We start from the raw sequence: 12,589 nt of genomic DNA, 5'->3' as shown, positions 1-12,589 counted from the left end.
TGGCGTATCTCCGCCCAATCATCCAAATTGATCACCTTCCATAATGGTCGGTGGCCCTGTTTTCAAATGGCAGAAGTGGTCCTGTTTTCGGTTGGCGTTAACAAAGGAGTTGCTGGGGCGTGGGTTCAGGCCAGCGTGTAATGCTGATGTTGAAGACATCGTTCTCAAAGCCCAGCGAGCTGACAACAGCATCCAGTGCCGTGCTTCTCCCGATGGTCTTATATCGTTGCTGGTCGACGACAGCCCGGTGTGGTTACGGCAATGTGACCCCGAATACCCGGATACGGCCCTCTGGCTCAAAGCGGCGCGAACCAGGGACGTGACGATCATCAGTGGCGATCATCTCCAGATAAGTGAGCGCGAGGTTGACCTAAGGAGCGCGGCAAGCTTGGGCTCACTTGTGATGGCCAAGGTTCCTACGGGGTGGACGCGTTAGTGGATTAGCAGTATTTCCCAGCGACTGTACTGCTCCCCGTGAAATCGGGTTCAGGTCTCCTTGGGAAAGCGAGAGATTCCACGCCAGGCCAACCGGTAGACGAGGTCACTGGCTGTATTCAGGTCCAGGTTTCCTTTGGTCTCCAGCCAATAGCGTGCGCTCACCTGCGCCAAGCCGGCCAGACCTCTAGCCAGCAGTTCCGCTTCTATAAGCGGCAATTTTGTATCTTCGCTGATAGTCCGGGCAAGGGCACCGGCAAAGGCCTTGTTGAATGCCTCAAGGCGCGAAGTTACGCCAGGGTCGTTTATGAGGCCGGATTCGAAGACGAGGCGGTGTGCCCGATCGTCACTGTCAATAAAGCGGTAAAAGGCGCGCATGGCTGCCTGCACCCGTTCCTTATTGTCCTTCGTGGAGCTGAGGGCCCCCAGCAGAAGATCGGTCAGGGTGCTGAGGTTAAGGTCTAACAGCTCGATGTACAGGTCACGCTTGGACGGAAAGTGCTGGTACAGCACCGGCTTGCTCACTCTGGCCACCCGGGCAATTTCATCCATACCGGCGCCGTGATAGCCCTTGGCTACGAAGACCTCCTGAGCCGCAGCCAAGAGCCGGGCGCGTCGTTCATCCCGCGACAGTTTCTCCGGACCGTGCCCAGAAGCCTGCGCGCCACTCCCGGATGATTGAGGGTCCTTTGGATGACCAACCACTGCCTGCCTTCTTTCCTGAGTCAGCCTGCGAGCAGGCAGCCGTCCCTGCCCCGGCAAGGGCAATAGTGGCCATGGCCATGGCGACCGCGGGGGTCTAGGCATTGCCGTGGGGTGTCAAATGGGCCTCACGTCCTACCAACGTCCGGGAAGCGGCGCGTTCCAGGGACGGGGCCTTCGTATCGACCCGTTTCCTGGTAGTTGGAGTACCGCGGCTCCGCTCGTGTTGATTATTCGTTCTGAAGGCACCTGCGAAATCCGCGTGCAGCAGACCGGCGACCGTGGTTTTGTTGCAGCGGAAGATGGGAAATCTACCGCGTCAAGGCGCATTGTGTTCCGCAGCGCCGGCGTGTCACCGCCGGGTGCTACGAGTGTCTCCCAAGATAAGACGAGTAGGCGACTATCGGCGTGGCACCTCACGGACAGCCCTCTTTGAGTCCAAGCACATCTGGCAGAGGTCCGTGGATCGGATTGCTTGTTACCCGCCGCAGCCGCCGGGGAAGGGCTCGGCTCCTCCGGCACCCCTTCATCAGGGCTGGCGACCGGGCAAAGGTCCTTGATCAAACCCGTTCCAGCACACTCACGGACGACATTTATCCCGTCAACGGCAGACGCTTTATCCGAATACCGTCCGGATACCGCTACGACTGTCCCGTCGGGAGCCTTCAACCTAAACATGAAAGAGACGTCTCCGTCATGAAAAAGCTCGAACGTTCCGGCCATGGCTACCCCCTTGTAGTCGCCCAGGCAGAAGGCTCGCCCGAACTCGTATGCATATACATCTATCTTGCCACTAATGCTTGAAATGTCAACTAATTGTGTGCCGCCTCACCTTACCGAAAGGCCAGCCTCACCGTCCCGGCATCTTCAGCTGGTTCACTCCGTCCCGGACGCGGGCCTTGGCCGTGTCACATGGAGCACCTGTGGCATGCTGCTGCGCGTTAGCACGCTAGGCGGCGGAGCGCTGGCAACTCGACCAACAGTGGCGACGCGAGAAACGTTTCGCTCCATCTGGGGCCCAACGCCGGCGTTCCATTAGCCGCCCTGTCTGACATATGGCTGGACGGAAGTGGTCGAGCTGACATCTCACCGGGATCATCTCCCATGCGGCATAGTCGCAACTGATCTTGTATGCTCCAACCTTGTCTGAAACAGCAACGGCGCAAGCAGGATGGGGAGGGAGACGCTTCCGATGGACATACTCGGAGCAGTCGGGATCTTGGCCGGAGTCGTGTCGGTGGTCACCCTGGCACGGCTGGCGCTCTCTCTGCGAAAGCGCAACCTCCGTCGGCGTTTCCACGCAAAAGACATGCAGCGGGCTGACCTGTTTCGGAAGGACAGGGAAGAGTTTCAATTACAGGCCCGAAATTACCAAAACACATCACGCAAACGCCATGGTCGTGGCGGCAGTAAGGCAGAACACGCTTCGAACTTATAGTTGTCTGCGCTGACTGCCATCACCCGCGACGCGACGACGCCGCCAGTTGGAGGTCATCGCGTCGGACGCCGGCGGCCAGAAGGTCCGCCTGTGTCGGTCGGTGGACTGCTGCCGCGTCAATACACGTGCGTAGCCGATCAGTTTCGTGATGGGTTGCTCCGACATGATGTCCCGCTGGGATGCAACGTCACGGGTGGCGACAGCTGCTGACCCCGTTCCGATAAAGCAAGGCCCCGCCCAAGAGCGGGGCCTTGCTTTTGTCTAGAACAAGCCAATCAAGAGACGAGCTTTGCATAGACAACATAGTTGTCGTCGAACTCGCCTGTTTTCGGGTCATACCCGTCGCAGGTGATGAGCCGCAACTCCGGCCCCTCCGTATTCCCGTAGACCTTTTCGGTCGGGAATGCAGCCTTTGAGTATTGTTCACCATGATCGGTCGTGAAAACGGCTGTTGTGCCGTCCTTACGGGTGATCCTGATGGGGTCACCCTTCACGAGGCTCCGCAGGTTGGCGAAAACGCCTGGGCCGCCGTTGGTCGCGTTGACGTGTCCATAAACGACAGCAGGCCCACGCTCACCGGGGGTGGGGGACCCGTTGAACCATGCTGCCGGGGCTCCTGGCTGGCCTGGCGGCACTTCCAGGGTTCCATCATTCCGCAGGCCTAAGCTAATTAATTCGGATTGGGTCCGTGAAGATGAAATGTCTATGGATATAGGAACAGAAGCCGCCATGATGTCAAGCGGCGAGGACGCGACAGCCGACGCTGGTGCTGTTGCATGGGAGAACGGGGACGCTGACGCGACGGCCGTCTCATTAAGTGCGGCCTGAGCGCCGACACTTTGCGTCGAACTGCTAGACGCGCAGCCTGTCAGAAGTAGCAGAGCAACCGCCGCAGACGCCAGAAAGCCTCCGCGACGGTCACTGTTTGAGCTAGTCATTCGAAGCGATCGGAACTCTACGCGGCCATCCGGCGGCGCACGATGACGGTACCGGTAGCGGCAGCTGCGACGAGGCCTCCAAGCGCAAGAAACCCCATGGCATTGTCGGCCTCCTGAGCCACACCAGTCGGAACGCCACCAACAGGCTTCTTTGCTACCTGAGCAGGAGCCTTGGCCTGTGCGGGAGCCACGGCCTGTGCGGGGGCCTGAGCCTGCGCAGGAGCCTGTGCAACCGCTTCGCTGGCCTTTTCACATCCAATACCATCATTGTCACTATCAAGGTGCGGACCGTAACCAGGCGTTCCCACCGGGATGTTGAAAGCGCCTGCGGCCGCTGCCACAGTACAGTTCGGGTATGCGCCAGTGGTTGCGCTCGCGGAGGTTGCTGTCAGCGCTGAAAGGCCAACCACTGCTGCGACTGCCAAAATTGACGTGCTCTTCTTCATTTTTCCCCATTTTCTTCACATTGGACTGTTAAAGCCAGGCGTGCTTGACCATGGGGAAACGAATAACCGGGCCCCCATGGCCACTTTGACTGGCTTCTCATCGGTTATTACAAAGCTAGTTATATCAACATTCAATAGTTGAAGCTTAATGTGACGTCGTTCCTGCGGGCTGCCCGAGGTTGGTTGTGCAACGGCCGGTGGCCGTTCAGCGCCGCGTGGTCAGCCCTGCAGCTTTGGACCTATTGCAAGGGCCGCACAGGATCTGCAGGTTCTCCGCATTGTTACTGCCGCCCATTTTCAGAGGGATGATGTGGTCGTATTGCAGTTCCGTCGGGGAGCCGCAGGCTCGGCAACTACCCTCATCGCGGGTCCAGATGTACTGCTTCAAGTCGTCAGGTATTGCCTGACGAGCTGCAGAGGATCGTGGAGTCGATCCCATGGCGACCGTAGCTTGCGCACGGTCGATGTGCTGTCGGGAACGCTGCTGCCGCGCCACGAGCAGGGCGTAAACCTCGTCGCCGGTGAGCCCGTCGTTCTCCCAGTACATCTTGTGCTCAAACAGCCAGTACCGTCGGCCGCTGATTGTGGTGATGTTCAGGGGTCGCCGGAGTTTTCGGCCCTACGAAGCATCCCCAAATACCTACCTGAACAGTCAGCCGGACAAGCTGACTGCTTCCCGTTCTGAATTGACCTGAGCCTACTACTCAGAGCCGTCGCAGATGGGCTGACTTCCGCCACGTTTAGATACGAAAGAGAATTAGGACTTCGGCGTTGCGGTGGCCGTTGGGCCAAAGATGTTAGAGCAAACAGTTTCGGCGGCAAACATTTTGATGTAGACACCATCAAGCTCGGACACCCTTAGGCTCAAGGCGCGCTCGGCCTGGGTTCGACCCTTGGTGCCAAGATCATTGCAGAACACAGCCGCTGCGTTGCGCCCTTCCCGCACGGACACTTCAGTAACTTGTGGTCCATCCCCACCGTTGGCAAGCACGGTATACGCCTCCAACAGTTCAGCACCCTGGGACGGAGGGGCCGAAGTCCCCTTCGAAATTGCCGATTCCTTAGGGGCAGCGCCGGAGCAACTTGCCAATGCTAGACATGCAGCAGCCGCTGCAATGCGGATGATGCTGGAGCGTGTGAGGTTCATAAGCACATCATTGCAGGAGTTCTGCGCTGCGCAGGACGCCTCCGATCAACTGGGCCCGGCCGCTCAAAGCCTCCACGTTTGTACTGTGCTTGAAAGCTTTTCGGCCTACCGGAATTTACAGACTCACCAGTTGAACGCATCGTGGCACTGGCGGCACGATGGGCTGTGTTTCAAGATAGATTGGTCTGCCAGGCTTCCAGGGAACTGCTGCCCCCGGTACTACATATGGACGTGCAGGCGCCGGGCGGCCTCGGAGATGGAACCGCTCAGCGGCACGATCCAGCAGGTGGCCTACCAGGGCTGAACTGCCCCGCCCCTTGGATGTCGCGCGTGACATCGCGTGTGTGGTCCTTATCGGCCAGCTACTACGCGCCATGCAGGATGACGCGAGTCTGTATGCCAACGTGGTTCAAGACCACTCAGACGGTCTGATCCAGGGCCACCGGATCTATGCTGAACATCGCCACCGAAAGTGCCCAGTACCAAACAGCAATGTCGGGTCCTGCGCCGACTTCAGTTGTTTTCCGTCACTGGACGAGTATTGTGTTCGTTTTGCGCTACTTCACTGGACAGCGCACGGATTGAGCTTACGGTATGTCGTTTTCACCGAAACGGCGACGCGAAATGTCGTTGACTTCAGTGGTTTGGACAAATTTCAGTGCTGGTCACAGCCCATCAGTATTCCGTTTGCGAGGTCGTCGTCGCTTCCGGCCCAGATGACACCGCCTCCAGAGCAGGGCATCACCTCGAACGCCAGGCCATCACGCTGGGCCCGCAAGCGGCGACCGTCGTCCTCGACCACTTCCCAGCCCGCCGCTGGCAGCGCTAAACGATAGTGCCGCAACACATCAACGTCTCCCGAGAGCACAAACCTACGTTCACAGCCGCCGACACCACTTACGCCGCCACCGCTGAAATAGCCGATGTGACCGACGGAATCGAACGCCCGCTGGGACTCACGATCTGCAGTGGCCATGGGCTCGTCCGTGCCCTCGATCACGCATTGCGGAGCCGAGTCGAACTGCACCTCAAGCCGCTGCCCCAGTGCCGCGGGGGTGACAGCGAACATCCCGATCAGCATGAGGACCGGGATGGCCACGGCCGTCAGCCGCATCCAAAGTCGTGTCGAGAGCATCAAGCCGATCACGGCAACGACCGCGACCAGACCGAACGCCAATCCGGAGGGACCGGCCGTCAACCCCCAAGTGAGCCCCTCGAACGCGGTACCGCTGACATCGCCGTATATTCTCATGAATTCGTAGTGGACCAGCACAGCCAGCAGCGCCAGTCCTGACCCAACGGCGAGCAGCACCGCGGCGGAGAGGACTCGGCCGGTCATGGGCATGGCTCATAGTAGGTTCCGCCTGACCAAAATGTCCACGGGCGGGTGCCGATCGCAGAAGCCCTCACCCCGGACACAACGACGCAGCCCGGCTACCCAGCCAGGGACCACACCGAGGAAGAAGCGGCCAGCGGTCAGGCATTCAACCGGGACCGCTTCCTTCTGCCCTCTTGGCGATTGACTACATTAGTTGCGGGTCAGCCGCCGGCAGCCGCCGTGGCAGCCGGGTCAACGGTCAGGATCACCTTCCGCGGACAGTCCCCGTTCGACGTCCCGCTAGATGCATTGGGCCTATGCCAGCCTCAGCGGGGCTAGGAGGATGGCAGGCCGCGGACGAACTTTCGCGAAGGCTCGAAAATTGGCGCATGACGAGTGTGGCGGTGGTGCTGAGTTCGAGGCGTCCTGCTGGTCCTGGATGAAGTCGACATACTTAGACAAGTGAGCGACACCTGTCGCGCACTGATAGCTGCACTGTCACCAGGCCAAACCTGAGCACGGCGGCGCTTCACGCCAACAGAATACCGGGTCAGGTCCTTTCCCTGCCGGGACCACAACGAGGCCCCGATATCGTCACGGATTCCGACCGCCCGGTAGCCGTCCCATTTGGGCTCAAAGAGGAGCGTCCCCGGCAGGGCTCCAGCCGGGGGCATCTTCGTGACGGCCCGGGCCAGTGCGACTTTCAACGGCGGAACAAGCCCCGCCGGGAGCCCGGTCCCGACCCGCTGCTTAGGTGCCATCGTCGAGGCCTTCGAGTGCCTCGATCTCAGCCTCGTCCAGCAACTGGGCTGTACTGGTCCCCGTGGTGCGGGCGAGGTCATCGAGGGCGATGAACCGGGCACGCGCCAGGACAATGACCAGCTCGGCGAGGTACCCGGGTCCGTTGCGCTGCACCAGGTCGTCCAGGACCGTGTGCATGCGTCCTGTCAGCTCCGTAGGGCCTTCGGATTCCTCGGCCGCGATGCGCGTGAGCGTCAGCGCGGCCAGCGTCGGATCGTCGTAGATGAGTCCCATGGCCCCACGCTACGCACGCCGGGTCCAGTTGTCAGTGATCCGCCCCTGGAGGCACAGGGCGGATACGGGGTGGGCCAGCTCAGAGGTCCGCAGCAGACGATCCGCGTCGGACGTTTGGGGATCCGGTCCGGCGTCCGCGCGTCCGGCCGTTCCGCCAGCCGGGAAGGAGCGTGTTGAGCTGTGTTTCTTTGTCCTGGTCCAGTTCGTTGCGCCGGTATTTCATGCGTTGGATGTGCAGCCACATGCCCAGGACCCGTTCTTCTTCGGTGTCGGTCTTCTTGTGGCGTGGCCAGTCGTTCCCGGCGGCCATGTAGCCGGTGAGCTCTTGCAGGCGTTGGTTCCACCGGGCTTCGTCTTTGGATGTGCGGGTCCGCTGTTCCCAGCCGGGGATTTCCTGCAGGCCGCCCCCGTAAACGGGGGAGAGGGTTCCCTGGTCGTGGTCCTGGCGGCGTCTGAGGAGCCATGTCGCCAGGGCCCGTTCCCGTGCGGCGGACGAAGACGATGAGGGAAGCCGTTCTTCGGCTTTGTACAGGGCGAGGGTGTCGTTGAGGTTTTGCATCCCGGCTGCGGTGATGCGGGTGACCGGGGCTGGGCGGGTTGCGTTGTGGTGGTCGTCCCGGATGGACGGTTCCGTGGCGGCGGCAATGGCCAGGTGGTAGCGGACGGTGTTTTGGGCGGCGCCGGCTGTGGCGGCGATTTGGGTGGTGGTGAGTCCTTGCCGGTACATCTGGACCCACTCCGGGTGCGGCGCTGTCCTGTGTTCCGGCATCCTGGTCAGCTGTCCTTGCGGATGGCGATCAGCTGGGCGCCCTCGGGGATGGCTGCCTCGAGTGCGACCTTGGCGTTTTCGTAGTTGTCGCCCTGGGCGCTGATGTGGTCGGTGCTGCCGTCGGCCATTTGGATTGTTCCTGTGAGTTCCACCGGATCAGCCTAGTTGGCTCTCCCGGTTCCCGGCTGCTGTGCGGCGAAGCCCTCCAGGGCGCGGTGCAGCTGCCCCGCACGCGGGAGGCAGTCCACGGGCCGTGCCCCGCCGAGGTCGTGGGCGGGGGTGGTCATCCAGGCGGTGAAGTAGTTGTGCGCGATCCTCAGTTCCAGGGCGTGCCGGAACAGGGACGCCACGGTGGGGTGGACCTGGCCGCCGGGGAGGAACTGGAAGCCCGGGCAATACGTGCCTTCACGGACGAAGACCCTGACGAGCTGACGCATCACCGGGTCAGTGTCTTCCATGAGTTCGGCGAGCCGGCGCCGGACCTGCTCCAGGGAGGGCAGGGTGAACTCGGCCCTGATGGACTCCCAGACCTGGTCGGACACGGGTCTGCCGATGATGGGGGAGGGCATCAGCTGCCGTCGTCGATGGACTCGAGCAGCCACTGCGTGGCGAGGGGCTGACGGTGCAGCGTGAACGTCCTCAGCGGGGAGTCGGGTCCGGGGATCCGGGCCTGGACGCGCCAGTATTCGACGCTGACCAGGTCTCCGCTGCCTTTGGCGGCGGTCCGGCGGGTGTCCCACCAGGCGTCGCGTCCGTACCAGTGCTGTGTGTCGGTGGCGGGGTCGACCAGCCAGATCCGTCCGTCGTGACGGATGGCCAAGGGGTTACCTGCCGTGCCGAGTCGGACCTGGACGTGGTTGGTCTGTGTTGGGAGTTCGTGGGCGATGGTCATGAGTTCGTTCTTTCGTGGCGTTGACGTGCCGGTGTGGTCGTTCGGGTGGGGTTAGGCGGCTTTGACGAGGGGGAGTTCGTCCCAGTGGGTGGTGTAGCGGGGGGAAAGCATGTCCCGTTTCATGGTCCAGTCCGGCCCGCCGCGGATGCCGGCGTGGCCGAGGCCGATGGAGCCTCGGCCGTAGCGGCGGGTGACGTCTTCGAGGAGGGTTCCGACGTGGCGTTCCTCGTGCGGGTTCTCGAACAGGGCAAGTGGTGCCTGGTTGCCGGTGGGGCGGAGGTCGGTGAGCATGATCCCGGCCCTGGCATACCTGACACCCTCACTGATAAGGGGGAGGAGTGCGTGGGAGGCCTTGGTCAGGATCACCGGGTCCGCGGTGGGCATCGGCAGCGGGATGCAGACGGAGGGGAAGGAGGTGTCTTTCGGGTTGAAGTGTGAGGTGCCGGCGAACGCGGTGAGGACCTTGGCCTGCAGGCCGTGTTTGGCCAGCCGGGCTGATGCCTGCTGGCCGTACACACTCATGACCTGCCGGATCCCGGCGGCGGTGGTGATGGGGGTGGCGAAGGAACGGGAAAAGATCAGCTGGTCCCGCCCGACCCGTTCTTCCTCCATCGGGATGCAGGGGGTTCCCTGCAGTTCCAGGACGGTGCGCATCATGACCACGGAGAACCGGTCCCGGATCATGACCGGATCCGCTCGGGACAGGTCCAGGATCGAAAATATGCCCAGGACGTTCAGGCGTCTGGTCAGCCGGGTCGCGACGCCCCAGATCTCCACGACGGACAGGCGCCCCATGAGCCCTTCGCGTTCCTGGGCGGGGATGGAGTCCCAATGGCAGACTCCGCCGAACGCCGGGTTGTTCTTCGCCCATTTGTTCGCGAGTTTCGCCAGAGTCTTGGTCGCGGCGATCCCGACGCAGACGGGCACGCCGACGTTCCGCCGGACCGCCGTCTTCATCGCCCGGCCGAGGGTGAGGAGTTCGGTCGGGGTGCCTTTGACGCCGAGGAAGGCCTCGTCGATGCTGTAGACCTCCAGCCAGGCCGAGTACCGGCCCAGCAGCTCCATGACCCGTGCGCTGATGTCACCGTAGAGCTCGTAGTTGCTGGAGAGCGCAACCAGTCCCCATTCCTTGGCCCGTGGGGCGAGTTTGAACCAGGGCTCACCCATGGGGATGCCCAAGGCTTTGGCTTCGGGGGAGCGGGTGACGGCGCAGCCGTCGTTGTTCGACAGGACAATGACGGGCCGGCCCTCCAGGGACGGGTCGAACGCCCGCTCCGCGGACGCGTAGAAGCAGTTCACATCCACGTGCGCGATCTGCGGCATCCGCCGCATCACAGCCGGGTTAGACATGATGAAGGCACCGCGTTGCGACACCCCAGATAGTCAGTTCGCTGAGGCTGGGTACCTTGATGTCCGCGTACACGGGGTTCTCCGCCTGCAGCACCACGCCGGTTGGCGTAATGCGCAACCGCTTGATGGTCAGTTCCCCGTCCAGGACCGCGACGACCACGCACCCGTCACGCGGCTCCAGCGCCCGGTTCACGATCAGTTCATCGCCGTCGCTGATCCCGGCGCCTTCCATCGAGTCCCCGGACACCCTCACGACGTAGGTGCTCGTGATGTCCTTGATCAGGTGCACGTTCAGATCGATCCGGCCATCAAAATAGTCCTGCGCCGGCGACGGGAACCCCGCCGCCACCGGCATCGGGGAGATCAGCACCGACAACAAAGACGTACCCGCGTCTATCACACGGGGACCGACAATAACGCCCACAACACACCTTTATTCGAATATATGTTCGATTCATTTCAGTGTACTCGTGAGGGCCGACATTAGTTCCGCTCCACCATGTTGCATTCGATACAGGATTGGCGCGGGAGGCCGGAGGCGGCAGTATCCTGCCGATAAATAGTGCTTCAGCCGTTGCGCAGGGCGTCTCTGCTCGCGTAGCCAATAGCCGAAAAGCCGCAGTAACAGCAGAACCAGAACACTGCCGCGGCAGCAGCAGGACACGAACAGATGCGACAACCCGGGACAGGGCGCCTGACGCGACGAACATAGACCGAATGGCCGCCGCAGCCGAAAGCCCTGGGACGAGTAACGCCCCGGCCAACGCTAATTGAGTCTGTGAAAGTACGCCGTCGAAGTTTGTTGTCTCGTAGTCATCAGGGCTAACGCCGAAAAGCCACACGGCCACGGCCACGACTGTTGATACCAAAGACAAACCCTGCAATACGCACGCTACGGCAAGCCATCTGTTGCCGCTCCATCGTTTCCCCATGCCCGTAATCCAAACATGATCCTGGAACATGATTGGTCGGCCGCTTCACCCAGGTTTTTCCGGGAACCCTTTGCGGCCGACGGGCGATGCGTTGTGTTATCAAGCGGGCACACCGCCCGGGGAAGCCAGTCGTCCTGCTATTTGCACCCGTCGTTGGCGGTCAGCGGGACGGTGATCGTTTCCCTGATGTAAGGGTGCATGGAGTCGTAGACGTAGCTTACGGTTGCCGAGTCGGGGGACCACTGAACGGAGTACCGGCCTACCGCGAAGGGGTCATGGCCGTCGTTCTGTGCTCAGGTGTGCCAGGCGTTTGAGGGTCGGGCCGCAGGATGGCGCGTAGACGTCGAAGGACGGATCAGCAGGAGGCTGCTTGTGACGATGAGCTGCTTCTGCCGGCCATCGGGAGAGGAGATGCCGTGGTGAGTGTCGGAAGTTATCGCGGTTCAGGCTCCGAACAGTGTCAGCATCAACAGCGAGGCGGTCATGCCCATCCAGAGCAGGATTGCTGCGGACCGCTTGAGCAAAGGGCAAGCTTGAGCAAGCATGGCGGGAGGAGCGTGCCAGGGCGGACACGCAGAGCGTTTGGCCGCGTCACATCTGGACAATGTGCAAGAGCTAAGGCGCGCACTCCGGATGCTGGAGGCTGGCGCCGCCAAGCCTGAGCGAGCCACTGGCAACCCTGAGCCGTCCATCATGCACCGATCTGAACCGGCACCAATGCGGCTGTGGCGACACCTGAGCGGCGCTCGCGGTTAATGTCTACCAGAAACGCTTGTTTGACCAGATCATGGTCACGCAGTATGCACAGGCTGGTAGTCTCGACCCCAGCCGTCATCATCCATAATTGAGGAGCATCACCGTGGGGAAGATCGTCAGCGCTATCCCGCCACCGTCGCGGGTATCGAAGTACAACATCGACTGGGACAACTACGTCGAAGTAGCCAAGTTTACGAAGTCACCCGTACTGGCCGGCGTCAACATCCGGGAAACGCAGGTCAAGTCCATGCGTCTCTACACCCGGCACCCGTTCGTCCAGGAGGAGGGACATATCAAGATCGCACTCCGCAATTCCAAGGTCAAGAACGGCGTCCGCATCGGGGATGTGTACATGGTCTGGATCCCGAAGGAACTCGACGTGCCCACCAACTAGGCGTTGTTCAACGTTCAACTACCAGCCCCTGATCTCC

At 61.6% G+C, this 12,589-nt stretch carries 15 protein-coding genes; 1 reads left to right on the top strand and 14 read right to left on the bottom strand.

All coding sequences use genetic code 11. The features are described 5' to 3' along the window. Positions 1-486: 486 nt before the first annotated feature. The 14 genes from ACX80M_RS09800 to ACX80M_RS09735 form a co-directional block, all read right to left on the bottom strand. Positions 487-1,068, bottom strand: coding sequence for a TetR/AcrR family transcriptional regulator (locus tag ACX80M_RS09800; protein ID WP_459309496.1), 582 nt, complete (start codon positions 1,066-1,068; stop codon positions 487-489). Positions 1,069-1,272: 204 nt separating this feature from the next. Then, on the bottom strand, positions 1,273-1,815 hold the full coding sequence (locus ACX80M_RS09795) for a YegP family protein (protein ID WP_459309495.1): 543 nt from the start codon (positions 1,813-1,815) through the stop codon (positions 1,273-1,275). Between the two features lie 1,035 nt (positions 1,816-2,850). Further along, entirely contained in the window at positions 2,851-3,306 is a 456-nt protein-coding gene (locus ACX80M_RS09790; RefSeq protein ID WP_459309492.1) for a class F sortase, read from the bottom strand. A 224-nt stretch (positions 3,307-3,530) separates the two neighbouring features. Then, entirely contained in the window at positions 3,531-3,959 is a 429-nt protein-coding gene (locus tag ACX80M_RS09785; protein WP_459309491.1) for an excalibur calcium-binding domain-containing protein, read from the bottom strand. A gap of 205 nt (positions 3,960-4,164) precedes the next feature. Further along, on the bottom strand, positions 4,165-4,506 hold the full coding sequence (locus ACX80M_RS09780) for an HNH endonuclease (RefSeq protein ID WP_459309490.1): 342 nt from the start codon (positions 4,504-4,506) through the stop codon (positions 4,165-4,167). A gap of 210 nt (positions 4,507-4,716) precedes the next feature. Next, positions 4,717-5,106 (bottom strand): hypothetical protein, encoded by a 390-nt coding sequence (locus tag ACX80M_RS09775; protein WP_459309489.1) that lies wholly within the window; start codon positions 5,104-5,106, stop codon positions 4,717-4,719. A gap of 655 nt (positions 5,107-5,761) precedes the next feature. Then, the gene (locus ACX80M_RS09770; RefSeq protein ID WP_459309488.1) at positions 5,762-6,445 is read right to left on the bottom strand and encodes a hypothetical protein; all 684 of its coding nucleotides are present in this window, start codon (positions 6,443-6,445) and stop codon (positions 5,762-5,764) included. A 729-nt stretch (positions 6,446-7,174) separates the two neighbouring features. Then, positions 7,175-7,459: a hypothetical protein gene (locus ACX80M_RS09765; RefSeq protein ID WP_459309487.1), complete on the bottom strand. Its 285-nt coding sequence runs from the start codon at positions 7,457-7,459 to the stop codon at positions 7,175-7,177. A gap of 79 nt (positions 7,460-7,538) precedes the next feature. Next, the gene (locus tag ACX80M_RS09760) at positions 7,539-8,228 is read right to left on the bottom strand and encodes a helicase associated domain-containing protein (protein ID WP_459309485.1); all 690 of its coding nucleotides are present in this window, start codon (positions 8,226-8,228) and stop codon (positions 7,539-7,541) included. Positions 8,229-8,233: 5 nt separating this feature from the next. Further along, the gene (locus tag ACX80M_RS09755; protein ID WP_459309484.1) at positions 8,234-8,356 is read right to left on the bottom strand and encodes a hypothetical protein; all 123 of its coding nucleotides are present in this window, start codon (positions 8,354-8,356) and stop codon (positions 8,234-8,236) included. A 33-nt stretch (positions 8,357-8,389) separates the two neighbouring features. Further along, positions 8,390-8,797 carry a hypothetical protein gene (locus ACX80M_RS09750; protein WP_459309483.1) on the bottom strand — a complete coding sequence of 136 codons (408 nt, stop codon included), beginning with the start codon at positions 8,795-8,797 and terminating at the stop codon, positions 8,390-8,392. After that, the gene (locus ACX80M_RS09745; RefSeq protein ID WP_459309482.1) at positions 8,797-9,120 is read right to left on the bottom strand and encodes a hypothetical protein; all 324 of its coding nucleotides are present in this window, start codon (positions 9,118-9,120) and stop codon (positions 8,797-8,799) included. The genes ACX80M_RS09750 and ACX80M_RS09745 overlap by 1 nt, the downstream gene beginning before the upstream one ends. Before the next feature lie 51 nt (positions 9,121-9,171). Further along, positions 9,172-10,470 carry a Y-family DNA polymerase gene (locus ACX80M_RS09740; RefSeq protein WP_459309480.1) on the bottom strand — a complete coding sequence of 433 codons (1,299 nt, stop codon included), beginning with the start codon at positions 10,468-10,470 and terminating at the stop codon, positions 9,172-9,174. Continuing rightward, the gene (locus ACX80M_RS09735) at positions 10,463-10,894 is read right to left on the bottom strand and encodes a LexA family protein (RefSeq protein ID WP_459309479.1); all 432 of its coding nucleotides are present in this window, start codon (positions 10,892-10,894) and stop codon (positions 10,463-10,465) included. The genes ACX80M_RS09740 and ACX80M_RS09735 overlap by 8 nt, the downstream gene beginning before the upstream one ends. 1,367 nt (positions 10,895-12,261) lie before the next feature. On the opposite strand from ACX80M_RS09735, the gene ACX80M_RS09730 reads away from it, so the two are divergent. Beyond that, on the top strand, positions 12,262-12,552 hold the full coding sequence (locus tag ACX80M_RS09730; RefSeq protein ID WP_459309478.1) for a hypothetical protein: 291 nt from the start codon (positions 12,262-12,264) through the stop codon (positions 12,550-12,552). Positions 12,553-12,589: the final 37 nt, after the last annotated feature.

Source organism: Pseudarthrobacter sp. MDT1-22, from assembly GCF_054511035.1.
Note: the sequence above shows the minus strand (reverse complement) of the source record. Positions and strands in the feature narration are given on the sequence as shown.

Coding starts and splice junctions, on each gene's coding strand:
- ACX80M_RS09785 (WP_459309491.1), bottom strand. CDS start 3,959: ATGAAGAAGAGCACGTCAATTTTGGCAGTCGCAGCAGTGGTTGGCCTT.
- ACX80M_RS09750 (WP_459309483.1), bottom strand. CDS start 8,797: ATGCCCTCCCCCATCATCGGCAGACCCGTGTCCGACCAGGTCTGGGAG.
- ACX80M_RS09770 (WP_459309488.1), bottom strand. CDS start 6,445: ATGACCGGCCGAGTCCTCTCCGCCGCGGTGCTGCTCGCCGTTGGGTCA.
- ACX80M_RS09775 (WP_459309489.1), bottom strand. CDS start 5,106: ATGAACCTCACACGCTCCAGCATCATCCGCATTGCAGCGGCTGCTGCA.
- ACX80M_RS09795 (WP_459309495.1), bottom strand. CDS start 1,815: ATGTTTAGGTTGAAGGCTCCCGACGGGACAGTCGTAGCGGTATCCGGA.
- ACX80M_RS09760 (WP_459309485.1), bottom strand. CDS start 8,228: ATGCCGGAACACAGGACAGCGCCGCACCCGGAGTGGGTCCAGATGTAC.
- ACX80M_RS09740 (WP_459309480.1), bottom strand. CDS start 10,470: ATGTCTAACCCGGCTGTGATGCGGCGGATGCCGCAGATCGCGCACGTG.
- ACX80M_RS09780 (WP_459309490.1), bottom strand. CDS start 4,506: ATGTACTGGGAGAACGACGGGCTCACCGGCGACGAGGTTTACGCCCTG.
- ACX80M_RS09790 (WP_459309492.1), bottom strand. CDS start 3,306: ATGGCGGCTTCTGTTCCTATATCCATAGACATTTCATCTTCACGGACC.
- ACX80M_RS09745 (WP_459309482.1), bottom strand. CDS start 9,120: ATGACCATCGCCCACGAACTCCCAACACAGACCAACCACGTCCAGGTC.
- ACX80M_RS09755 (WP_459309484.1), bottom strand. CDS start 8,356: ATGGCCGACGGCAGCACCGACCACATCAGCGCCCAGGGCGACAACTAC.
- ACX80M_RS09765 (WP_459309487.1), bottom strand. CDS start 7,459: ATGGGACTCATCTACGACGATCCGACGCTGGCCGCGCTGACGCTCACG.